Origin of the sequence: Streptomyces sp. NBC_01276 (assembly GCF_041435355.1) — a bacterium.
Lineage (GTDB): Bacteria > Actinomycetota > Actinomycetes > Streptomycetales > Streptomycetaceae > Streptomyces.
Window position 1 is genome coordinate 5,373,694 of sequence record NZ_CP108442.1, and the last position, 21,575, is coordinate 5,395,268.

Sequence of the window (21,575 nt, forward strand, 5' to 3'; positions counted from 1 at the left end):
AGGAGAACCACCGTGCTCGTGCTGCTGCCGCCCTCCGAGGGAAAGGCCGCCGGCGGCTCCGGCGCACCGCTGGAGCCCGGTTCCCTGTCGCTGCCGGGGCTCGCGGGGGCGCGGGCGGCCGTCCTGGAGGAACTCGTCGGACTGTGCTCCGGGGACGAGCTGAAGGCGCGCGAGGTCCTGGGGCTGAGCGAGGGGCTGCGCGGCGAGGTCGCGAAGAACGCCGGGCTGCTCGACGCGCCGGCCCGGCCGGCCGGGGAGATCTACACCGGGGTGCTCTACGACGCGCTCGGCCTGGCCGGTCTGCCCGCCCCGGCGCGGGAGCTCGCGGAGCGGTCGCTGCTGGTGTTCTCCGGGCTGTGGGGCGCCGTGCGGGTGACCGACCGGATCCCGTCCTACCGCTGCTCGATGGGGGTCAAGCTGCCCGCGCTGGGCGCGCTGGGCGCGTACTGGCGCACCCCGATGGCCTCGGTGATGCCGGAGGCGGCGGGCGACGGGCTGGTGCTCGACCTGCGGTCCGCGGCGTACGGGGCGGCGTGGAAGCCGAAGGGGGAGACGGCGGGGCGGACGGCCACGGTACGGGTGCTGCACGCGCAGGTCGTGGACGGCGTGGAGAAGCGGTCGGTGGTGAGCCACTTCAACAAGGCCACCAAGGGGCGGCTGGTACGGGACCTGCTGCTGGCCGGGTCCGTCCCCGGGTCTCCGGCGGAACTCGTCACCGCTCTGCGGGACCTGGGGTACGCGGTCGAGGCGGAGGCGCCGGCGAAGCCGCTGAAGCCGTGGTCCCTCGACGTGGTCGTGAGCCAGATCCACTGAGGCCGGGGCCCCGGCCCGGCCGTGGACCCGCAGGCCGGAGCCCGGCCCCGTCGGCGGGCCGGGCGTGCGGTCGGGGGCGGCGGCCCCGGGGTCAGCGCCCCAGGGGCCAGGCGACGGTGGCGGGGGTCTGGTCGGCGGTGCCCGCGTACTGGGCGCAGGCGTCCGTGAGGGTTTCCAGGAGGGTCAGCGGGTCCGGGAGCGGGTGCCCCATGTCGCGCAGCCAGCCGACCGAGAAGTCCCCGGGGAGGGTGGCCGGGGGGAGGAGGACGTAGCTGCCGCGGCAGTGCCAGCGCAGGCCGGGGTGTTCGTCCATGGTCTCGGGGTGGCAGTCCAGTTCGCAGGGCCACCATTCGTCCTCGTCCTCCGGCGTCCCGCGGGTCGCCGTGAAGAAGAGCATCCGGGCCTGGTCCCCCGTGCCGCCCGATTCGGCGACCGGTCCGACCTCGATGCCGGCGGCCAGCAGGCGTTCCAGGGCGCTGCGTCCGGCTTCCAGCGGGACGTCGAGGACGTCGTGGACCATGCCGGTGGCGGTGATGAAGTTGGCCTGCGGCTGGTTGCGGGCCCAGCGTTCGATCTGCGCGCGGTCGGTGGTCGACTGGGTCTGCCAGGCGAAGGAGACCGGGTGCCGCGCGGGAGTGGGACAGCCGATGCGGTCGCAGGAACATCGGTAGCCGGCGGGATGCGCGGCCGGGGCGACCGGCAGTCCGGCGTCGGCGACGGCCAGGAGGAGGGCCTCGCGGGCACCCGCGGGGTCTTCGGTCGGGGCGGGTTTGCGGCGCCGGCGCAGCCACTGGGACATCCTGCTCTGCTCGCCGCGTTTGACGCGGCCGGACTCGGACCCCATCTATCCCCTCACCTCAACGTTGCCCCGGAAGACCATCCCATCGTCCCACCATCCTGAGTCCCGGGTGACCGCACCCCCCGATCGAGGTCCTCCCATAACCGCAGAATTCGGCCATATGTTCTCCGCCGCCGGGTCAGGCCCCGGCGGCGGCCGGGCGGGTGGTGACGTATCCCACCCCGCGCAGCGCCGCGTCCACCAGCGCGTCCGTGTGCGCGTGCGTGAGCGGCGCGGTCCTCAGCAGCCACCGGTACGTCAGCGGTCCCACCAGCATCTCCACCAACAGGCGCAGGTCGGTGTCCGCAGGAAGCAGTCCGCCGTCCACGGCCGTGCGCAACCGGGCTTCGTACAGTGCGAGCTGGGGTTCGAGGAGCTGCCCGGTGAAGCGGGCTCCCAGCTCGGGGTCGGTCGCACCGGCGGCGGTGAGGGCGCGGGTGGGTGCCTCGTACCGCTCGTCGAGGAACTGGTCCACCGTGGCCCGCAGGACCGTCTTGAGGTCGGCCGCCAGGTCTCCGGTGTCCGGGAAGCCGGCCCACTCGCTCTCCTCCGCCGCCTCCCCGGACAGCGCCAGCGAGGCGTCCAGCAGGACGGCGGCCTTCGAGGGCCACCAGCGGTAGATGGTCTGCTTGCCGACGCCGGCCCGGGCGGCGATGGCCTCGATGGTCAGCTTGTTGTAGCCGGTCTCGCCCACCAGTGCGAGTGCGGCGTCGAGGATGGCGCGCCGCGAGCGTTCGCTGCGGCGGGAGGCGTCGGGGGACTTGCTCATGGCGCCCAACGTATCAATGCGAGACGTCTCGTCTTTCATCCATTCCGTAAACCACCCAATCAGTTCACTGCGCGGCCCCCGTTGAGGAGAGACGATTCTTTCCACAGACGCACGCACGTGAGTCCGCAGTCGTGAGGAGCCTTCTTTGCGCAGAGACGCCACACCCCGGCGCTACCTGATGTGCCCACCCGCACACTTCAAGGTCACGTACTCCATCAACCCGTGGATGGATCCCACGAAACCGGTGGACCTGCCCCTCGCACACGCCCAGTGGGAAGACCTGAGGGACCGCTACCGCTCCCTCGGCCACACCGTCGAGATCCTCGAACCGCAGCCCGGCCTGCCGGACATGGTCTACGCCGCGAACGGCGCCCTCGTCGTCGACGGCCGGGTGCTCGGCGCCCGGTTCGCCTACCCCGAGCGCGCCGCCGAGGCGGAGATCCACCTCGACTGGTTCCGGGCGAACGGCTTCACCGAGGTCCACGAGCCGTCCCACGTCAACGAGGGCGAGGGCGACTTCGCCGTCACCGCCACCTACATCCTGGCGGGCCGCGGCTTCCGCAGCAGTCCGCTCTCGCACGACGAGGCGCAGGAGTTCTTCGGCCGCCCCGTCATCGGACTCGACCTGGTGGACCCGCGCTACTACCACCTGGACACGGCGCTGTGCGTCCTCGACGGCGACGAGATCATGTACCACCCGCCGGCGTTCTCGCCGGGCAGCCGGGCCGTACTGCGGCGGCTCTTCCCGGACGCCCTGATCGTGGACTCCGAGGACGCGGCGGCCTTCGGCCTGAACTCGGTCTCCGACGGGCGCCACGTGCTGCTCCCGCAGGCCGCGGCCGGGCTGCTCGCACCGCTGCGCGAGCGCGGCTTCGAGCCGGTGCCGATGGACCTGGGCGAGCTGCTCAAGGGCGGCGGCAGCGTGAAGTGCTGCACCCAGGAACTGAGGCCCCGGGAGCAGTGACCCCGCCGGACTACGGGGCCTCGGTGGGCGGCGGCCACTCCTGACCCCAGTCGGCGTCGCGCGCCGCCTTGTAGAGGTCGCCGTGGCGCTTGGTGACGGTGGCCCGGGTCAGGCCGGCCGCCTCGCCGCTCTCCGGACCGCACAGGTCCAGCAGGACGAGCCCCTTCCGGATCTGCGGCCTCCGCGTGATCCGGAAGGGGACCGGGGTGACCGGGAAGCGGGTCGCGGCGACGTAGCTGAACTTCTCGTCCTCGTACGGGAGGGAGCCGCCCTTGATCTGCCGGTGCAGGGAGGAGCGGCTGACCCGCGCCGAGAAGTGGCACCAGTCCCGGCCCACCTCGATGGGGCAGGCGCCGTCGTGGGGGCAGGGCGCGGCGACCCTCATCCCGGCCTCGATCAGCTGCTCGCGCGCCTCGCGGACGCGCAGGTAGCCCTCGGGGGTGCCCGGCTCGATCAGTACCACGGCCTGCCCCGCGCGGGCCGCCTCGGTGACGACCGCCCGGCGGGCCTCGGGGGTGAGTTCGCCGAGCACGTACGACACCGTCACCAGGTCCGCGTCGGGGAGGCCGATGCCGCTGCCGATGACGGCCCGGCGCCAGTCGGCCCCGCGCAGCGCCTCGGAGGAGGAGCGCCCGGCCAGTTCCCTGCCGAGGGCGAGCGCGGGCTCCGCCCAGTCCAGCACCGAGGTGGTGCGGGGGCCGTCCCAGGTGGCGTCCACCGCCCAGGTCGCGGCGCCCGTACCGCCGCCGACGTCCACGTGCGAGCCCGGGACCCACTGGGGTGCGGCCTCCGCCAGCCCGTCCAGGGCGGCTCGTACGGCCTCGAAGGTGGCCGGCATCCGGTAGGCCGCGTACGCCGCCACGTCGGAGCGGTCGCGCAGGACGGGGGCGTCGGTGGGGGTGGTGCCCCGGTAGTTGGCGATCAGCCGCTCGACGGCGGCCGCGGCCTGCTTCGGCGGGAGCCCGTCGAGCAGCCCGGCGAGGGCGCTGCGGAGGGTCTCGGCGGTGGTGGGGGCGGAGGCGTTCACCAGCGAAGTTTACGGCGCCGGGCCCCGCGTCCGCTCACGCGGTCAGCGGCTCCCGCGGCTGCCAGGGGCGGCACATGCCGAGGAAGCAGCCCACCGAGAGCAGCGAGCAGCTCAGCTGGACCAATGCCATGGGCACCGCCGTGTGCTCGCCCGCGATCCCGACCAGCGGGGAGGCGGCCGCGCCGACGAGGAAGGAGGAGGTGCCCAGCAGGGCGGACGCCGAGCCGGCGGCGTGCGGGGTGCGCATCAGCGCCTGCGCGTTGGTGTTCGGCAGCACCAGGCCCATCGCCGACATCAGCACGAACAGGGCGGCGGCGACGGGCACCAGCCCGACCTCCCCGAACACCCCGGTGGACATCAGCAGCAGCGCCACCGAGGCCACCGTGATGGTCGCGATCCCGGCACTCAGGGCCTTGTCCAGGCTGACCCGGCCGACCAGCAGCTTGCCGTTGATCTGGCCGACCACGATCAGCCCGACGGAGTTGAGGCCGAACAGCAGGCTGAAGGCCTGCGGGGAGGCCCCGTAGATCTCCTGGATCACGAAGGGCGAGGCGGATATGTAGGAGAAGAGGACGGCGAAGGCGAAGCCGCCCGCCAGGGTGTACCCGGCGAAGACCCGGTCGCCGAGCAGCCCGCGCATGGTCCGCAGCGCCGAACCCACGCCGCCGGTCTGGCGCCGCTCGGGCGGCAGGGTCTCCTCCAGAATGCGCCAGACCACCACGGTCAGGGCCAGGCCGACGACCGTGAGCACGACGAAGACCCCGCGCCAGTCGGCGAAGCGCAGCACCTGGCCGCCGATGAGCGGTGCGACGATCGGGGCGGCCCCGGATATGAGCATCAGGGTGGAGAAGAACCGGGCCATCTCGACCCCGTCGTACAGGTCGCGCACGACGGCGCGGGCGATGACGACTCCGGCGGCGCCGGCCAGGCCCTGGACCAGGCGGAAGCCGATCAGCAGCTCGGTGGTCGGGGCGAGGGCGCAGACCGCGGTGGCGAGGACGTAGAGGACCATGCCCGCGAGCAGGGGCCTGCGGCGGCCCCACTTGTCGCTCATCGGGCCGATGACCAGCTGGCCCAGCGCCATGCCGGCGAGGCAGGCCGTGAGGGTGAGCTGGACGGTCGAGGCCGGGCTGCCGAGCGCGTCGGTGACCTCCGGAAGCGCCGGCAGGTACATGTCCATGGACAGCGGGGGGAGCGCGGTGAGCCCGCCCAGGACGAAGGTGACCAGCAGACCGGTGCGGCGCGCGGCCGTCAGGGGGACGGCCGCTGCGGGCGAGGGGGGCGGGGATCCGGGGGCGGCGCCCTGCGTGGGGGCCGCCGAGGGGCCTCTCTCCGACATGCCGAACTCCAGTCTTCTCATCCGATGTACGCACCCCTGACCGACCCATGCTCTCAGCTGTCGGAACGTCCCGAGCCGGACGTGCGGTGTGACGTACCCTGCGGCCCCATGAACGCACCGCTGAAGAAGACCGCCGTCGTGACGGGTGCCGGCTCCGGGATCGGCCGCTCCGTCGCCCTCGCCCTGGCCGGGGCGGGCTGGTCGGTGGCCGCGGCCGGGCGCCGGACCGGGCCCCTGGAGGACACGGCCGCCGCCGCCGGGCCGGGCGCGGACGTCCTGCCCGTACGGGCGGACGTGAGCGACCCGGCCGACGTGGCCGCGCTCTTCGCCGCGGTCCGCGACCACTACGGGCGCCTCGACCTGCTCTTCAACAACGCGGGCACCTTCGGCCCGTCCGGGGTCGCGCTGGAGGACATCTCCTACGAGGCCTGGCGCCAGGTCGTCGACGTCAACCTCACCGGCTCCTTCCTCTGCGCCCAGGCCGCCTTCCGGGCGATGAAGGAGCAGGACCCGCAGGGCGGCCGGATCATCAACAACGGATCCATCTCCGCCCACGTGCCCCGCCCGAACTCCGTCGCCTACACCGCGACCAAGCACGCCATGACGGGCCTGACCAAGTCCCTGTCCCTGGACGGGCGCCCGTACCGGATCGCCTGCGGTCAGATCGACATCGGCAACGCGGCCACCGAGATGACCGAGCGCATGCAGACCGGCATCCTCCAGGCGGACGGCCGACTGGCCGTGGAACCGGTGATGGACGCCGCCGACGTGGCCCGTACGGTCCTGCACATGGCGGAGCTGCCGCTGGAGGCCAACGTCCAGTTCGCGACGGTGATGGCGACGGCGATGCCGTACATCGGCCGCGGCTGACGGCCTGACGGCCTGACGGCCCGGCTGCACGGCCGTACGGCTGTACGGGAACGGCGGCGGGGCCGCAGCCGGCAGGGGCTGCGGCCCCGCGGCACCGCTCCCGGGGTCAGACGGGGTCGACCTGCCAGATGAAGCAGTCGGCCACCCTCTGCGGCTCCTTGCCGAGCAACGAGGTGAGGGTGCCGCGCAGTTCGGGGGTGCGCTCCTGCTCGACGGGGAGGACGATCAGACCGGCCTTCCAGTGGGCGAGGTCCCCGCGGGCCTCGTCGCGCATCTGCGGGGTGACCTCCGGCGGCGGGACGGCGCCCCAGCGCATGTCGCGCAGCAGGGTGGACAGCATCCGGGGCCTGGCACCGTAGATCCCGACGCGGTCGGGCCCGTCGGGCCCGTTGAAGTAGCCGCCGGCCAGCTTGAACCCGAAGCCGGTGCCGCTCTGCCAGCGCAGGGAGGCCGCGTAGCGGGGGTCGGGCAGCGGCACCGGGACCAGGGACCGGCCGTCCTTGAGGTAGTCCTCGTACAGGCCCCGGGCGATGAAGGCCGGTACGGGGTCGCGCTCCTCGGTGACCAGCGGCAGCGGCAGGACCGGCACCAGCGCGGCGGCCACGGCCAGGTACCCGACCACGCGGTGCTCGCGGGCGCGGAAGCCCACGATCCGGTCGAGGGCGAGGGCCAGCAGGATGCCGAAGACGGGCGCGCACACCATGGCGACCCGGCTCTCGATGACCGATTCGAGCAGCGGCAGGTGCCGCAGGACCCGCCAGGGCGCGGGAACGGTGAGGCCGAACTTGTCGATCTCCACCCGGGGACCCAGGGAGAGCACGGCGGTGGCCAGGGCGGTGATGCCGAGGGCGCGCACCACGGGCAGCCGCCACAGCCAGAGGGTGATCCCGGTGGCCAGGGCGAGCAGGGGCCAGCCGTAGAAGGCGTTCTGCTCGGTGGTGTTCAGCGAGAGCCTGCCCGCGGTCTCGGCGTTGCCGAACAGCGAGCGGGCCGAGTACTCGGTCAGGGCGCGCAGCGGGTTGCCGGCCCCGCCCTCGCCGTGCAGCACCGAGTGGTAGCTCTGCGGGCCGAAGAACTGCCAGTACAGGGGGAAGGCGACGAGCGGTACGGAGACGGCCGCCGTGATCGCCAGCCCCTTGGCCAGCGGCCGCAGCGCCGCGCGGGCGGTCGCGCGGTCGAAGTACGCGTGGACGAGGGCGAAGATCAGCATGCCCATCGCGGCCAGCAGGAACGGCTCCTCGCCGAGGAAGATCTGGTAGGCGGAGAACAGCCCGAGCAGCACGCCGTCGCGGACGACGTTCTTGCCCTCGCACAGCCGCAGCGCCCGGTCGATGATGACCGGGATCATGAAGAGCACGACGAAGTTCGGGTGGGCGTTGGCGTGCGAGACCATCGGCGGCGCGAAGGCGGCCAGGGCCCCGCCGATGGCGGCCGCCCAGCGGCTCTCCGTGAGGCGGCGGTGGATCAGCCAGTACCAGGACCAGGCGGTCACGGCGATGCCGAGGGTGAACACCAGGGCCAGCGTGACGGTCGGGCCGAAGAGCAGCGTGACCGGGGTGAACGGGACCGAAAGTCCGAGCATCACCGTGTTCCCCATCAGATTCACGCCGTCCGGCATGTTCTGGAAGTCGGTGAACAGGGGGTTCCGCAGGTGCGCGACATTGTCGGCGGTGACCCCGAAGAACCATTCCCACTGATTCTGGTCCTGGAGGGAATGGGCGAGGATCGACCCGTCCAGATCCCCCCACCACCCCTTGTAGAGGTAGAGGGAGGCCAGCAGGTACAGCGCGGCCACGACGATGCCGCCGGCATTCAGGCGCATCAGTTCGCCGAGCGTGCGCAGGTAGTCCAGGAGCTGGACCTTGGAACCGTCCTGGTGCGCCCAGCGGACCGGGACCTCGGCGACCGGCCACCCCTTGCGGCGGAAGTACTGGAGGATCTCCACGTCGATGGCCCAGCCGTCGAGCTTGGCGGCCCCGAAGGCCGCGCGGGCCTGGTCCCCGTCGAACAGCTTGAAACCGCACTGGGTGTCGCGGATCCCGCGGACGGCGACCAGCCGGATGACCCGGTTGCCGACCCAGCCGAGCACTTCGCGCAGCGCGCTCTGCTGGCGTTCCACGGCCGAGTCGCGGTGGGCGCGCGAGCCGATGGCGGCGTCGAGCTTCGGGTCGTCGGCCAGGGCCTTCTCCAGCCGGGCGAGCTCCTCCATGGGAGTCGCCAGGTCCGCGTCCATGATCAGCACGCGCCGCCCCAGCGAGGCCGCGACGCCGAGCCGCAGCGCGCTGCCCTTGCCCCGGTTCTGCTCCGACTGCACGAGCCGGATGCGGTGTTCGTCCACACCGGCCTTCAGGGCGACGGTGGCGGTCCGGTCGGGGGAGCCGTCGTCGACGACGATGACCTCCCAGTCCTCCGTACCGGTGCCGACGTGGGAGTCCAGGTAGGCCCGGACGACGTCCAGGGTGGGCCCCAGACGGTCTTCCTCCCGGTAGGCGGGGATGACCACGGACAGGCCGACGGACCCCGGTCCCTGGTCGGCGGGTTCGCCCGTGGCGGTGGCACCGTGGGCCCTGAGTATGCCGTTCTGCACGTACAAGCCATTCGTCGAGTTGTCCGGTCCGGGCCTGGAGACGCACCGCGAGGAAACAGCCGGCCGGGCCCCGTCACCAGCGCGGACACGTCGGCGGTGGAGGGGTGGAGGCGGCGGGGAATGACTCGCGAGACCCGGTCCGGGAACACGTCGTACGACGGCAGTCACGGACAGGCCCATCGAATTCGGCCATGTTCATCGCGGGGATATCGGTTCTACCCCGTGCGACCACGCATCGTTACCCCCCTCGGCGCGCGGTTCCAACTGCCCTTTTTTGTGGTCGAAAGGACAGACGGCCCGGACCAATATAGATCAACCTTGAACGGACGGTCCGTCGATCGGCCCGGAACGACGGGCCGCCGCAGGCTTCCCGGTGGTCCGGCGCCGGTTTTCGGTAACGGTGTCCGTGAATAAAGGCCGGGCAAAGCGGGGGGCGGATGGCGGTGCGTGAAATGTGTAGGGCCGCATTCCGGTTGGACCCGTCATGACGACTGGAGACACGGGCGCACATCGCGCCGGGCCGCCGCCTTCCGCACTGCGGCTGCTCGCGTACCCGGAGGCGGAGCTGCCCGGGGGGCTGGCCCGTCAGGTGGCGGGGATCGAGGGGCGGGTGTGGCCCGGGAGCCGGTTCGGGCACGATCCCGCGCTGCGGCCGAGGACGCTGCTGCTCGTGGACGGGGACGGCACGGTCGGGGCCTGCCTGACGTTGCTGTACAAGGAGGTCCCGTGCGGCGGGCGGGTCCGCCGGGCCGCCGGGCTGAGCGGTGTGGTGACCCGGCCCGAGTGGTGCGGGCGGGGGCTCGGGAGCCGGCTGGTGGCCGGGGCGCGGGCGGAGCTGGCCGCCGATCCGGCGGTGGACGTGGCCCTGTTCAGCTGCGACCGGCCGCTGGTGCCGTTCTACGAGCGGGCCGGCTTCGAGCGGCTGCCCGGCAGCGTGCTCGTCGGCGGCACCCCGGCCGAACCGCTGCCCACCGACGGGCCGGGCTTCGACAAGGAGGTGCTGGCCGCCTTCTTCGCCCCGGGGGCGGAGGGGGAAGCGGACCGGGCCGCCTGGACCGGGACCAGGATCCCGCTCCATCCGGGCACCGTCGACCGGCTCTGGTAGCGGAGAACGCGAGACGCCCGGCCGGTGGCCGGGCGTCGGGCGGGACGGCGGACGGGCGTCAGCCGCGGGCCGGGGTCGGTTCCTTCGGAGCCGGGGCCGCCTTGGCGCGGGCCGGCAGGAGGAACAGGCCCAGGACGACGACCAGGTACAGGGACCACACCACCAGCTGGTGGACCGTCGGGTCCGGCTGGAAGTTGAAGACGCCCTTGAGCAGGACCCCGTACCAGCTGTCCGGCGGGATCGCCGAGCTGATGTCGAAGGCCTTGTCGTGCAGGCCGTTCAGGAAGCCGGCCTCCTGGAGGTCGTGGACGCCGTACGCGAGCACGCCCGCGGCCACGATCACCAGCATGCCGCCGGTCCACTTGAAGAACTTCGCCAGGTTGATCTTCAGCGCGCCCCGGTAGAACAGCCAGCCCAGGAGGATCGCCGTCGCGATGCCCAGCAGCACCCCGATCAGCGGGGCCGAGGAGCCCTCGCCGCTGGCGCGGACCGAGGCCCACACGAACAGCGCCGTCTCCAGGCCCTCGCGGCCCACCGCCAGGAAGGCGGTGGCCACCAGCGCGCCGGTGCCCATCGCGAGGGCGGCGTCCAGCTTGCCCTCCAGCTCGCCCTTCAGGTGCCGTGCGGTCTTCTTCATCCAGAAGACCATCCACGTCACCAGGCCCACCGAGATGATCGAGAGGCTGCCGCCCAGGAGCTCCTGGGCCTCGAAGGTGAGTTCCTGGGTGCCGAAGGTCAGCAGTGCGCCGAACGCCAGCGAGATCGTGCAGGCGATGCCGATGCCGAGCCACACCGGACGCAGCGCGGCCCGGTTCTCCGTCTTCACCAGGTAGGCGACGAGGATGCAGACGACCAGGCTGGCCTCAAGGCCTTCGCGCAGGCCGATCAGATAGTTGCCGAACACGGCGTTTCCTCTCCGGCGGGGACTACGCGAACAGCGTCCGGCCCCACCAGTCGTCCTTGTCGCGGACGCCCGGCGGGACGGCGAAGACGGCCGAACCCACGTGCTGGATGTATTCGTTGAGCGCGTCGTTCTTCGCCAGCTGCCGCTGGATCGGGATGAAGCCCTTGCGGACGTCGCGCTGGTAGGCGAGGAAGAACAGGCCCGCGTCGAGGCGGCCCAGTCCGTCCGTGCCGTCGGTGAAGGAGTAGCCGCGGCGCAGGATCGTCGCCCCGTCGTTGGAGTCCGGGTGCGCCAGGCGCACGTGGGCCTCCGGCTTCATCGCCTTCAGGAACGGCTCGTCGCGCTCCTTGGACTTGCCGACCGGCGCGCCCTCGCCCTTGTCGCGGCCGAAGACGTCCTCCTGCTCCTGAAGGGAGGTCCGGTCCCAGGTCTCGATGTGCATCCGGATGCGGCGGGCGACCAGGTACGAACCGCCGGTCAGCCAGGCGCTGCCGTCGTTCGCGCCGACCCACACGTGCTTGTCGAGGGCGGCGGTGTCGGTGCCCGAGACGTTACGGGTGCCGTCCTTGAAGCCCATCATGTTGCGCGGGGTCTGCGCGTCCGGGGTGGTCGAGGAGGTCTTGCCGAAGCCGAGCTGCGACCAGCGTACGGCGACCTTGCCGAAGCCGATGCGGGCGAGCTGGCGGATGGCGTGCACCGCGACCTGCGGGTCGTCGGCGCAGGCCTGGACGCACAGGTCGCCGCCGGAGCGGGCCTGGTCCAGGTTGTCGCCGGGGAAGGCCTCCAGGTCCACCAGGGCCTCGGGGCGCTTGCCCTCCAGGCCGAAGCGGTCCTTGGCGAACAGGCCCGGCCCGAAGCCGATGGTCAGGGTGAGGCGGGAGGGCTTGAGGCCCAGGGCCTCGCCGGTGTCGGTCGGCGGGGCCTCGGGCAGGCCCTCGTAGGCGTCGCCGACCGGCAGGCCGGCCGTCATCAGACGGGCCGCGGCGGTCCACTCCTTGAGGAGCTGGACCAGCTCGTCGCGGCTCTTGGTCTTCACGTCGAAGGCCGCGAAGTGCAGCCGGTCCTGGACGGCGCTGGCGATGCCGGACTGGTGCTCGCCGTGGAACGGCACCGCCGCCCCCGCGGAGGCCGCCGGGGCCATGTCCGAGCCGCCGCCCAGCGCGGCGACCGTGCCGCCGGCCGCGGCGGCGCCGATCGCGAGACCGGCTCCGCCCCAGCCCAGCACGGAGCGCCGCGAGGGGGTACCCGCGCCGGTGGAGGACTCTTGCGACACCTGGTCGGTCATGCTGTTTCTCCCGCCTCTGCCTGGATCCCGGTACTACTTGGCGACCGCTGCGGCGAGCTTGGAGAGCGGCTCGGCGAGGGAGTTGACCCCGTCCGAGAGCTCCTTGCGCTCCGCGTCACCGACCTTGTCGTAGGAGGTGAACTCGTAGCCGTTCTTGTCGGCGCGGTACTTGTCCAGCAGGGTGCTCAGCGACGCGAACTGGGTGTCGAGCTGCTTGACGAGCTCGGCGTCGTTCTTCTGGGCGGTCGGCTTGAGGAGCTCGTATGCCTTCTGGGCGCCTTCGAGGTTGGCCTTGAAGTCGACCAGGTCGGTGTGGGAGTAGCGCTCCTCCTCACCCGTCACCTTGCCGGTGGCGACCTCGTCGAGCAGCTCCTTGGCGCCGTTGGCCATCGAGGTCGGGGTGATCTCGGCCTGGCCGACCTTCTTCTGCCACTCGGTGAGGTCGGTGATCAGGGTGTCGGCGAGCTTCTTGTCCTCGTCGCCGATCTTGCCGTCCTGGAAGAGGGACTTCTCCAGACGGTGCCAGCCCGTCCAGTCCTTGGCCGGGTCCTGGCCCGCCTCCAGGCCGTCCTCGCGGACGTCGACCTTCGGGTCGATGTCACCGAAGGACTCGGCGACCGGCTCGGTGCGCTCCCAGCCCAGACGGGAGAGGGCGTAGGCCTTCTTCGCGGCGTCCAGGTCGCCGGCCTTGACGGCGTCGGCGAAGACCTTGGCCTTCGGCAGCGTCTCGTCGGCCTGCTCCTGCACGTACTTGCGGTACGAGGCGACCGCGGCGTCCAGCTCGGGGCTGCGCTTGTCGCCGCCGCCCTGGCCGGTGGCCTTGACCTTGGTGCGGATGCCGTCGCCCTTCATGCCGGGCTTGCAGGCGAACTCGTAGTCGCCCGCCTTGATCTCGGCGGTGATGGTGGCCTTGGTGCCGGGGCCGATGTTCTCGCGCTCGGCGACGATGCGGTCGTCCGGGAAGAGGACGTAGAGCTCGGTGACCTTGGAGCCCTTGTTCTCGACCTCGATGGAGACCTTGCCGGCCGGGAACTCGGTCTTGGAGACCTCGCAGGCGCTGTCCGTCGCGTTGACCTTGATGGCGCCGGAGCCGCTGTCGTCGCTCTTGTCCGCGCAGCCGGTGACGGCGGTGAGTGCGACGACGACGGCGGCCGCGGAGAGGACGGTGAGACGGGCGGGGCGCATGGGGGCTCCTGGCGGGGGTGGAGGCTGGTTGAGCCTCGGCGAGGCTCGGTGAGGCGGACCTAACTTAACCGAGGCTTACCTGACCGATACCCGCTCGTCCAGTGATTCAGCTCTCACCTTCCGGTCCCGGACACGAGCCCGTCACGGCCCCTCCATGACCGTCTCAAGCGAAGGTCAAGCGCGGGTCAAGTCGCCGTCGGCGTTCAGCGGGCCGGAAAGGTTACCGGCCGGTTCTCCCTTGGCCTCCTCCCGTACGGGGACCACCAGCGGGGTCCCGGTGCGGGGGTGCGGGAAGACCTCCACCGGCTGCCGGTAGACCCGGCTCAGCAGTCCGTCCCCGAAGACCTCCGAGGGGGGCCCGGCCGCCGCGATCCGGCCGTCGTGCAGCACGGCGGCCCGGTCCGCGTACGCCGCCGCCAGCCCGAGGTCGTGCAGGACGACGACCACCGCGTCCCCGGCCGCGGCCCGCTCCCGGCAGACCCGCAGCACCAGCTCCTGGTGGCGCAGGTCCAGGGCGGCCGTGGGTTCGTCGAGCAGCATCAGCGGAGCCCGTTGGGCCAGTACGCGGGCCAGCGCGACCCGGGCCCGTTCGCCGCCGGAGAGCGCGGAGAAGGGGCGTGCGGCGAAACCGGTCACCTCGGCGGCGGCCATGGCGTCGGCCACCGCCTCCTCGTCGGCGCCGGCCAGGTCGGTGCCCGCCCAGGGGGCGCGGCCCATTCGGACCACCTCCGCGACCGGGAACGGGAAGGACAGCGCGGCCGACTGGGGCAGCACCGAGCGGCGCAGGGCCAGTTCGGGGGCCGTCCACTCGGACACCGGGCGCCCGTCGACGCGTACGGTCCCCGAGTGCGCGGGCAGATCGGCGGCCAGCGCCCCCAGCAGGGTGGACTTCCCCGCGCCGTTGGGGCCGACCAGGGCCAGCACCTCGCCCGCGTACGCGCTCAGCCCGATCCCGGCGAGCACCTCGCGCTCCCCGAGCCGCACGTGCAGGTCCTCGGCCCGGGCCAGGACCTCGCCGGCGGCGGGCCGGGCGGGCACGGTGCGCGGGCGGCGGCCGAAGAGGGCGGCCCGGCCGCGGCGGAGGGCGCTCATGCCCAGCCTCCCTGCCCGCGCCGGGTGCGGCGCAGCAGCCAGAAGAAGAACGGACTGCCGATCAGGGCGGTGAGCACGCCCAGCGGCAGCTCGGCGGGCGCGGCGACCGTACGGGCGGCCAGGTCGCCGCCGGTCAGGACCACGGCACCGGCGAGCGCGCTGCCGGGTACCAGGAAGCGGTGTCCGGGGCCGTTCGCCATCCGCAGCAGGTGCGGGACGAGCAGGCCCACGAAGGTGATGACCCCGGCCACGGCCACGGCGGCCGCCGTCAGCAGGGCGACGACCAGGATCAGGGCCAGGCGCAGCCGTTCGACGTCGATCCCGAGGTGCCGGGCCGGGCGTTCGCCGAGGGCGAGGAGGTCGAGGCGGCGCGCGTACAAGGGCGCGGCGAGCAGTCCGGCGAGCGCGCAGGGCAGGACGGCGAGCACCTTGGGCCAGGTGGCCTGGGCGAGGGAGCCGAGTTGCCAGAAGGTGATCTGGTTGACCTGGCCGCTGTCGGCGAAGAAGACGAACAGGCCGATCAGGGCGCCCGCGAAGGCGTTGACGGCGATGCCGGTCAGGATCAGGGTGACGACCTCGGTGCGGCCGCCGTTGCGGGACAGCAGGTAGACGGCGCCGACCGTGACCAGCCCCGCGACGAAGGCGCATGCGGTGACGGTCCAGTTCCCGAGGAAGCCGAGGCCCAGTCCGATCGCGGCGACCGCGCCCACGGCGGAGCCCGCCGAGATGCCGATCACGCCGGGTTCGGCGAGCGGGTTGCCGAACACCCCCTGCATCAGGGCGCCCGCGCAGCCGAGGGCGGCGCCCACGAGCACCGCGAGCGCGACGCGGGGGAGGCGTACGTTCCACAGCACGCTCTCCCCGACACGGTCGAGGGGCGCGCCGCCGAGGCCCAGGTGGTGCTGGACGGAGGCGAGTACGTCGGTGGTGGGGATGCGGTACGCGCCCACGCCGGCGGAGACGAGGGCGAGGAGCAGCAGGACGAGCGCCAGCGCGCCGGTCAGCACCGGCGTCCTGCGCGAACGCGGCCGGTCCGGCTCCCCGGGGGCGGAGCCGGGGGCCGGGCCGGCCCCGGCGGTGCGCGGGGGATCGCAGGAGAGGGCCACCTCAGGCGCCCTTGCCGTAGAGCTGGGCGACCAGGGAGGAGAGCACCTGGTCGGTGCGGGGGCCGTAGTTGAGGAGGACGCCGTCGTCGACGGTGACCACGCGGCGGTCCGTCCCGGCCGGGGTCTGGGCCACGCCCGGGATCCTGACCAGGCCGTCGACGCCGCCTACGGATTCGAGGCCCTTGGTCATGACGAGGATCGCGTCGGGTGCGGCGGCGGCCAGCGCCTCGCTGGTGATCGGGGTGAAGTCCTTGCCGAGTCCGGACTCCTTGCCGGTGTCCACCGCGCCCGCCGCCTCCAGCAGCGGGGCCGCGCCGGAGTCGGAGCCGCCGAGGAGGTAGACGGACGCGGTGCCGCGCAGGTAGAGGAAGGCGACCCGGGGCTTCTTCGCCGATCCGGCGGGAACGCCCTTGCGGGCGGCGGCGATCCGGTCGGCGGTGCGTCCGTTCAGCCGCGTGCCCGCGTCGCCCACGCCGAGCGCGGCGGCCACCGCGTCGATCCGCTTCGGTACGTCCTCCAGCGATGTGGCGGGAGCGAGCACCAGGACGGGGACGCCGGCGTCACGGATCTGCCGGACGGCTTCCGCGGGGCCGGTGGTGGTCTCGGCGAGCACCAGTGTGGGACGCAGCGACAGGACGCTCTCGGCGGAGACGTCGTGGCCACGCGTCACCACGGGCAGGGCTGCGGCCTGTTCGAAGGTGGCGGTGATGTCCCGGGCGACGACCTGCCCGCCGAGGCCGAGGGTCTGGACGATCTCGTTGAGGCCGCCGGTCAGCGGGATGATCCGGTCCGCGGAGGTGACGGTGACCTGCGTCCCGTCGGCGGAGGGGACCGTCACCGGCAGCGCGGGCCGCGGAGTGCCGGCCAGCGGTTCCACCCGGTCCGGGAGGGCGGCGGCGGGACGGGCCGGGGAGTCCGCGGGGGCGGCCGTCCCCGCGCAGCCGGTCACGGCCAGTGCCAGGGCGGCCACGGCGCCGGCGAGGCGGGGGAAGCGGAGTGGCGTGGCGGGCGTGGGCACGGAGGCACCGTCCTGATCGTCCGGCTGGGGCGGGGAGGGAAGTGAGGTCGCGTCGACGACGGGGTTCCCCGCTCGACCGAGATAGCTTAGGTTAGCCTAACCTTACTTTCCGGGCCCTGGAAGGGGACGTCCATGTCCGCACGACCCACCCGCGCGTTCACCGTGGCCCTGCTGGCGGCCCTGCTCGGGGCGCTGCTCCCGGCCTCCGCCGCCCACGCGGCGAGCCGTACGGTGCAGGGGGGCCGGCTCGACTGGGGCATCAAATCCTCGTTCCAGAGTTACGTCACGGGGCCGGTGGCGAAAGGCGGTTTCCAGCTGAAGAGCGGAGCCGCCACCGTGGGCGGCAGCCTGTTCCGCTTCCATTCGGCGGCCGGCTCCTACGACCCCGACTCCGGCGAGTTCAACGCCGCCTTCTCCGGCGGCGTGAGCTTCCAGGGCCACCGGAAGCCCGACGGCGCGTACGAGCTCGACATGACCGTCAGCCGTCCGTCCGTACGGATATCCGGCGGCACCGGCACCCTCTACCTCGACGTGGCCGGCAAGGCCAAGGACACCGGCGCGGTCACCGAGGAGTCCCAGGTGCCCTTCGCCACGCTTTCCCTCGGCGGCATCGACATGTTGGGGGGCGGCACCCCGATCGCCCTGACCAACGTGCCCACGACCCTCACGGCCCAGGGCGCCAAGGCCTTCGCCGGCTACTACCCGGCCGGCGCTCCGCTCGACCCCGTCTCGCTCTCCGCCGACGTCGTCACCGCCGCGCAGGGCGCCCCGTCCGGCCCGCCCCAGGCGCCCGCGCAGACCCCCGGCGCTCCGTCCGGATCCCCGCGGGGGCAGGGCGCGTTCGCCGACGCCGCCGTGGACTGGGGAGTGCGCCGCACCTTCCGCGAGTACGTCACCGGTTCGACGGGCCAGGGCGGGTGGACGCTCGCCGAGGGTGCCCAGGACGGCGGCGCGCTGTTCCGCTTCCCGCAGGGCACGGGGACGTACGACGGCCAAAAGGGAGCGCTCGACGCGGCGTTCGCCGGTACGGTCCACTTCACGGGGGCCCATCTCGACCTCATGCTCGGCAAGGTGAACGTCAAGGTCGAGAACGGCAAGGGGGTCCTGACCGCCGACGTGACCACCGGCGGCGAAACGAAGAGTGCCGTGGCGCTCGTCGAGTTCGACGCCAAGGGCCTGAAGACCGAGGGGAAGCTCGCCACCTTGACCGAAGCCCCGGCCACCCTCACCGAGGGCGGCGCCCAGGCCTTCAACTCCATGTACCGGCCCGGCACCGAGATGGACCCCGTCTCGCTGGCCGTCGCCCTCGACGGCGGCGCCACCCTGCCCGCCCTGCCCGACCTGGGCTCCACGGCCGCCCCGTCGCCCGCGCCGCAGACCGCCTCGGCCCCCGCCCCCGCCTCCCCGGCCCCGGGCGCCGCGCGCGACCGGTCCTCCCCGGCCGGGCCGTACCTCGGCCTCGCCGCCGCGGTCCTGGTCCTGGCCGGCGCCGGCGGGTTCCTGGTGCTGCGCAAGCGCCGGGCGGCGGCGGCCGACCCGGCGCCCGCCGATGCTCCGTAACGCCCCCGTCCCGCTTCGCGCCACCCGGCCCGACCCCGCCCGATCCTCCATCCCGCTCCGCCCGCCCCTCCATCCGCCCCGTGCACCCAGGGAGTTCCCGCCCATGTCGTCCCACCGCCGCCCGGCCGTCCTCGCGGCCGCCGTCCTCACCGCCGCGACCCTCGGCACCGCCGCCTTCGTCATACCCGCCACGGCGGCGGACGGCGCGCCGGCCGCCGGGGCGCCGGCCGCCGCCGCGCCGGTCCCGGTGACGGGCGGCACCCTCGACTGGGGCGTGCTGGGCAGCCTGCGCGCCTACGTCAAGGGCATCGGCTCGATCACCACGCACGACGGGGCCTCCGAGGTGCCGGGCGGCTTCCGCTTCGGCCAGGCGACCGGGCAGTACGACGAGACCGGAGGCCGCGTCGTGACCGCGGCCTTCAAGGGACGGGTCGTCTTCGACGGAACCGCCCACGGCTTCGTCGTCGCGATGGAGAACTTCCGCATCGACACCGGTACGAAGAAGCTGACGGCGGACGTCACCAGGAACAACGTCCTGACCCGCGACGTTCCGCTGGCGGACGTGGCCTTCACCGGAATGAACATGACCGGGCTCACCACCACCCTCACCCGCGAGTTCGCCGCGCAGTTCGACCGCCCGGCCTACGCGGGACAGGAGGCCGACAAACTGTCGGTGGCACTGGAGTTCCCGAAGCCCCCAGCCCCGAGTGACCCCCCGGGCACCTCGCCGTCACCGTCGGCCGGCAGCACCGCGCCGACGACGCCGAGCACCACCGTCAAGCCTTCCACGAAGGCCCCGACGAAGGCCCCGACGACGGCTCCGGCCGACGGTCCGCAGAAGATCCTGCGCGGCAAGCTGACCTGGGGGCTGAAGCAGTCCCTCCACGACTACGTCGGCGACCAGGGCGTCACGGCGTCCGGTGGCGCCACCAAGAACGGCAAGACCTTCGACTTCTCCTTCGGCAAGGGCGAGCTCGACGTCAAGAACCAGAAGCTGAACGCCTCCTTCGAGGGGGCCGTGCGCTTCGAGCTCCCCGCCCACCACCTCGACCTCGCCTTCGGCAACGTCCGGATCGCCACCACGGGCAAGACGGGCACCCTGCTCCTCGACGCGAAGACGGCGCAGGGCACCGACAAGGACATCCCGTTCGCCACCCTCGACCTGTCGAAGGGCGACTACAAGACCAAGGGCGGCCTGCTGACGCTGGAAGGGGTCCCCGCGGTCTTCACCGAGAAGGGCTCCGCCGTCTTCGCGTACAACGGCGCCGTCGACGAGAAGTACAAGCCGGGCAAGCCGATGGACTCCCTCACCCTCTCGGTGGCGGTGGACAAGGACGTCGTCCTCCCGTCGACCGGGGGCGGCACCGGAGGCACCGGCAACACCGGGGGCTCGGGCACCACGGGCACCACCGGCGGCACCACCACCGGAGGGACGGTCGGCGGCTCCTCCGGCTCCTCCGGCGGCTCCGTGGGCGGGAACCTCGCCTCCACCGGCGCCGAGATCCCGGCCGGCGCCCTCCTCGGCACCTCCGCCGCGGTCATCGCCGCAGGCGCCGGCGCCGTGTACCTCGCGCGCCGCCGACGTACGGCCGGGAACTGACCCGTGCTTGAATGCCCGCGTGAACGATCTGGATGTGATCAAGGTCTTCTGCGCGGGTGACGGCCGGTTCGGCAACCTGCTCGGAGTCGTCCGCGACGGCCGGACCTGCCCCGAGGACGCGGACCGGCAGGCCCTCGCGGCCGAACTGGGCTACAGCGAGACGGTGTTCGTCGACGACCCCGAGCGCGGGGTCGTCGACATCCGTACGCCCGGCACCCGCATGTCCTTCGCGGGCCACCCGCTGGTCGGCGTCGCGTGGCTGCTGGACATCGAGGAACTCCAGCCGCCCGCCGGGTCCGTATGGGCCCGTGACGACGGGGAGTTCACCTGGATCACGGCCCGCCCCGAGTGGGTCACGGGCAAGCGCACCGAGCAGTACGCGAACCCCGCCGAGGTCGACGCGCTGCCCGCACCGCCGCCCGGCGAGGGCTGGCTGTACGCATGGGCCTGGGAGGACGAGACCGCCGGGCGGATCCGCGCCCGCGGCTTCCCGCGCCGCCCCGACGGGGCCATCACCGAGGACGAGGCCACCGGCTCGGCGGCGATCCTGCTGACGGCCCAGCTGAACCGCGCCCTGAACATCACCCAGGGGGCCGGCTCCCAGATCCTCACCGCCCCGGGCCCCGACGGCACCGTCGAGATCGGCGGCCGCGTCCGCTTCGCGGAGCCCCGCCGGCCCTAGGGCCTCCGTCGAGTCCCGATCACCCCATCGTGGGCTTCGCCGTCTTCGCCGCCCTCCACCGCGGGACCCTGACGCCACTGCTCGAACACGGGTTCCGCTGGTGTCACTTCGAGGGGTGAGGCGTCAGCCCTCCGGCCGGGCCGGAGGGCTGATTCCCCGGGGGGCGCGGATCAGGCGCTCAGCCGGAACTGCTCGCCCAGCTCCCGGAAGACCGCGCCGTTGAAGTCGAAGGCGCGCTTGCACTCGTCGATGATCCGCTGCTTCTCCAGGTCGTCCGCGGCGATCGCGTCCAGCAGCTCGCGGTAGGTCCGCTTGAAGGCGGCCGGGTTCGCGATGTCCGCGAAGACGTAGAACCGCACGCCGTCGCCCTTGCGCTCGAAGCCCCAGGTGCGCTCCGCCTTGTCCCGGATGATCTGGCCGCCCGAGAGGTCGCCCAGGTAGCGGGTGTAGTGGTGGGCGACGTACCCGCCCGGCCAGGAGGCCGCGCACTCGGCCACGCGTGCCGCGTAGGCCGCGGTCGCGGGCAGCGCCACGACCGACTCGCGCCAGCCGGGGCCCAGCAGGTGGGCCAGGTCGCGCTCGATCTCGGCGACGCGCATCAGCTCGGGACGGATGAAGGGCCCGGCCACCGGGTCCTCCCGGAGCGCTCCGGCCGCGTCCTCCAGCGCCCGGTACACGAACCAGAGCTGCTCGGTGTAGCGGGCGTACGCGTCCACGCCGAGGCGGCCGCCGAGCAGGTCGCTCATGAACGTCGAGGTCTCGGCTTCGGTGTGCTGCTCGTGCGAGGCGACACGGATGACCGTGGAGAAGGCGTCCAAGGCGGACCTCCGG

19 protein-coding genes are annotated in these 21,575 nt (G+C 73.0%); 7 read left to right on the forward strand and 12 right to left on the reverse strand.

Annotated features, from left to right (window positions below; genetic code table 11):
- Positions 1-12 precede the first annotated feature (12 nt).
- Positions 13-813: a peroxide stress protein YaaA gene (yaaA, locus tag OG295_RS24145; protein ID WP_371678756.1), complete on the forward strand. Its 801-nt coding sequence runs from the start codon at positions 13-15 to the stop codon at positions 811-813.
- 91 nt (positions 814-904) lie between these two features.
- On the opposite strand, the gene OG295_RS24150 is transcribed toward yaaA, so the two are convergent.
- Both OG295_RS24150 and OG295_RS24155 read right to left on the reverse strand, forming a co-directional pair.
- The gene (locus OG295_RS24150; protein WP_371678757.1) at positions 905-1,657 is read right to left on the reverse strand and encodes a bifunctional DNA primase/polymerase; all 753 of its coding nucleotides are present in this window, start codon (positions 1,655-1,657) and stop codon (positions 905-907) included.
- A gap of 133 nt (positions 1,658-1,790) precedes the next feature.
- Positions 1,791-2,420: a TetR/AcrR family transcriptional regulator gene (locus tag OG295_RS24155; RefSeq protein WP_371678758.1), complete on the reverse strand. Its 630-nt coding sequence runs from the start codon at positions 2,418-2,420 to the stop codon at positions 1,791-1,793.
- Between the two features lie 145 nt (positions 2,421-2,565).
- Between OG295_RS24155 and ddaH the strand changes: the two genes are divergently transcribed.
- A complete protein-coding gene (gene ddaH / locus OG295_RS24160; RefSeq protein WP_371678759.1) occupies positions 2,566-3,384 on the forward strand; it encodes a dimethylargininase in 819 nt (272 codons plus the stop codon).
- A 10-nt stretch (positions 3,385-3,394) separates the two neighbouring features.
- Here the strand turns inward: ddaH and OG295_RS24165 are convergent, their stop codons facing one another.
- Positions 3,395-4,411 (reverse strand): small ribosomal subunit Rsm22 family protein, encoded by a 1,017-nt coding sequence (locus OG295_RS24165; RefSeq protein ID WP_371678760.1) that lies wholly within the window; start codon positions 4,409-4,411, stop codon positions 3,395-3,397.
- A gap of 34 nt (positions 4,412-4,445) precedes the next feature.
- Positions 4,446-5,750 carry a multidrug effflux MFS transporter gene (locus tag OG295_RS24170; protein WP_371678761.1) on the reverse strand — a complete coding sequence of 435 codons (1,305 nt, stop codon included), beginning with the start codon at positions 5,748-5,750 and terminating at the stop codon, positions 4,446-4,448.
- A 108-nt stretch (positions 5,751-5,858) separates the two neighbouring features.
- Here OG295_RS24170 and OG295_RS24175 point away from each other — a divergent pair, with 108 nt between their 5' ends.
- Positions 5,859-6,620: an SDR family oxidoreductase gene (locus tag OG295_RS24175; RefSeq protein WP_371678762.1), complete on the forward strand. Its 762-nt coding sequence runs from the start codon at positions 5,859-5,861 to the stop codon at positions 6,618-6,620.
- A gap of 106 nt (positions 6,621-6,726) precedes the next feature.
- Here OG295_RS24175 and OG295_RS24180 read toward each other — a convergent pair whose 3' ends face one another.
- The gene (locus OG295_RS24180; protein WP_371678763.1) at positions 6,727-9,207 is read right to left on the reverse strand and encodes a dolichyl-phosphate beta-glucosyltransferase; all 2,481 of its coding nucleotides are present in this window, start codon (positions 9,205-9,207) and stop codon (positions 6,727-6,729) included.
- A gap of 484 nt (positions 9,208-9,691) precedes the next feature.
- Between OG295_RS24180 and OG295_RS24185 the strand changes: the two genes are divergently transcribed.
- Positions 9,692-10,312: a GNAT family N-acetyltransferase gene (locus OG295_RS24185; RefSeq protein ID WP_371678764.1), complete on the forward strand. Its 621-nt coding sequence runs from the start codon at positions 9,692-9,694 to the stop codon at positions 10,310-10,312.
- A gap of 58 nt (positions 10,313-10,370) precedes the next feature.
- On the opposite strand, the gene efeU is transcribed toward OG295_RS24185, so the two are convergent.
- From efeU to OG295_RS24215, 6 genes are all read right to left on the reverse strand, one after another.
- Positions 10,371-11,216: an iron uptake transporter permease EfeU gene (efeU, locus tag OG295_RS24190; RefSeq protein ID WP_371678765.1), complete on the reverse strand. Its 846-nt coding sequence runs from the start codon at positions 11,214-11,216 to the stop codon at positions 10,371-10,373.
- A gap of 22 nt (positions 11,217-11,238) precedes the next feature.
- The gene (gene efeB, locus OG295_RS24195) at positions 11,239-12,501 is read right to left on the reverse strand and encodes an iron uptake transporter deferrochelatase/peroxidase subunit (protein WP_371678766.1); all 1,263 of its coding nucleotides are present in this window, start codon (positions 12,499-12,501) and stop codon (positions 11,239-11,241) included.
- A 33-nt stretch (positions 12,502-12,534) separates the two neighbouring features.
- Positions 12,535-13,686: an iron uptake system protein EfeO gene (gene efeO, locus OG295_RS24200; RefSeq protein ID WP_371678767.1), complete on the reverse strand. Its 1,152-nt coding sequence runs from the start codon at positions 13,684-13,686 to the stop codon at positions 12,535-12,537.
- A gap of 174 nt (positions 13,687-13,860) precedes the next feature.
- Positions 13,861-14,778, reverse strand: coding sequence for a heme ABC transporter ATP-binding protein (locus tag OG295_RS24205; RefSeq protein WP_371678768.1), 918 nt, complete (start codon positions 14,776-14,778; stop codon positions 13,861-13,863).
- Positions 14,775-15,884 carry a FecCD family ABC transporter permease gene (locus tag OG295_RS24210; protein ID WP_371678769.1) on the reverse strand — a complete coding sequence of 370 codons (1,110 nt, stop codon included), beginning with the start codon at positions 15,882-15,884 and terminating at the stop codon, positions 14,775-14,777. Before OG295_RS24210 ends, OG295_RS24205 begins: the two co-directional genes overlap by 4 nt.
- A gap of 1 nt (position 15,885) precedes the next feature.
- A complete protein-coding gene (locus tag OG295_RS24215) occupies positions 15,886-16,902 on the reverse strand; it encodes a hemin ABC transporter substrate-binding protein (RefSeq protein ID WP_371678770.1) in 1,017 nt (338 codons plus the stop codon).
- Between the two features lie 132 nt (positions 16,903-17,034).
- On the opposite strand from OG295_RS24215, the gene OG295_RS24220 reads away from it, so the two are divergent.
- The 3 genes from OG295_RS24220 to OG295_RS24230 all read left to right on the forward strand — a co-directional run bounded on the left by OG295_RS24220 (position 17,035) and on the right by OG295_RS24230 (position 20,744).
- A complete protein-coding gene (locus OG295_RS24220) occupies positions 17,035-18,462 on the forward strand; it encodes an HtaA domain-containing protein (RefSeq protein ID WP_371678771.1) in 1,428 nt (475 codons plus the stop codon).
- 103 nt (positions 18,463-18,565) lie between these two features.
- Positions 18,566-20,062, forward strand: a complete 1,497-nt coding sequence (locus OG295_RS24225) for an HtaA domain-containing protein (RefSeq protein ID WP_371678772.1) — start codon at positions 18,566-18,568, stop codon at positions 20,060-20,062.
- Between the two features lie 19 nt (positions 20,063-20,081).
- On the forward strand, positions 20,082-20,744 hold the full coding sequence (locus tag OG295_RS24230; protein ID WP_371678773.1) for a PhzF family phenazine biosynthesis protein: 663 nt from the start codon (positions 20,082-20,084) through the stop codon (positions 20,742-20,744).
- A 170-nt stretch (positions 20,745-20,914) separates the two neighbouring features.
- On the opposite strand, the gene OG295_RS24235 is transcribed toward OG295_RS24230, so the two are convergent.
- Complete coding sequence (locus OG295_RS24235; protein ID WP_371678774.1) at positions 20,915-21,562, reverse strand: heme oxygenase (biliverdin-producing); 648 nt, start codon at positions 21,560-21,562, stop codon at positions 20,915-20,917.
- Between the last annotated feature and the right edge of the window lie 13 nt (positions 21,563-21,575).

What these genes read in the sequence shown, in the direction of transcription:
- OG295_RS24225 (WP_371678772.1), top strand. Translation starts at nt 18,566, where the DNA reads ATGTCGTCCCACCGCCGCCCGGCCGTCCTCGCGGCCGCCGTCCTCACC.
- OG295_RS24155 (WP_371678758.1), bottom strand. Translation starts at nt 2,420, where the DNA reads ATGAGCAAGTCCCCCGACGCCTCCCGCCGCAGCGAACGCTCGCGGCGC.
- efeO (WP_371678767.1), bottom strand. Translation starts at nt 13,686, where the DNA reads ATGCGCCCCGCCCGTCTCACCGTCCTCTCCGCGGCCGCCGTCGTCGTC.
- OG295_RS24175 (WP_371678762.1), top strand. Translation starts at nt 5,859, where the DNA reads ATGAACGCACCGCTGAAGAAGACCGCCGTCGTGACGGGTGCCGGCTCC.
- OG295_RS24150 (WP_371678757.1), bottom strand. Translation starts at nt 1,657, where the DNA reads ATGGGGTCCGAGTCCGGCCGCGTCAAACGCGGCGAGCAGAGCAGGATG.
- OG295_RS24185 (WP_371678764.1), top strand. Translation starts at nt 9,692, where the DNA reads ATGACGACTGGAGACACGGGCGCACATCGCGCCGGGCCGCCGCCTTCC.
- OG295_RS24220 (WP_371678771.1), top strand. Translation starts at nt 17,035, where the DNA reads ATGTCCGCACGACCCACCCGCGCGTTCACCGTGGCCCTGCTGGCGGCC.
- efeB (WP_371678766.1), bottom strand. Translation starts at nt 12,501, where the DNA reads ATGACCGACCAGGTGTCGCAAGAGTCCTCCACCGGCGCGGGTACCCCC.
- OG295_RS24170 (WP_371678761.1), bottom strand. Translation starts at nt 5,750, where the DNA reads ATGTCGGAGAGAGGCCCCTCGGCGGCCCCCACGCAGGGCGCCGCCCCC.
- OG295_RS24205 (WP_371678768.1), bottom strand. Translation starts at nt 14,778, where the DNA reads ATGAGCGCCCTCCGCCGCGGCCGGGCCGCCCTCTTCGGCCGCCGCCCG.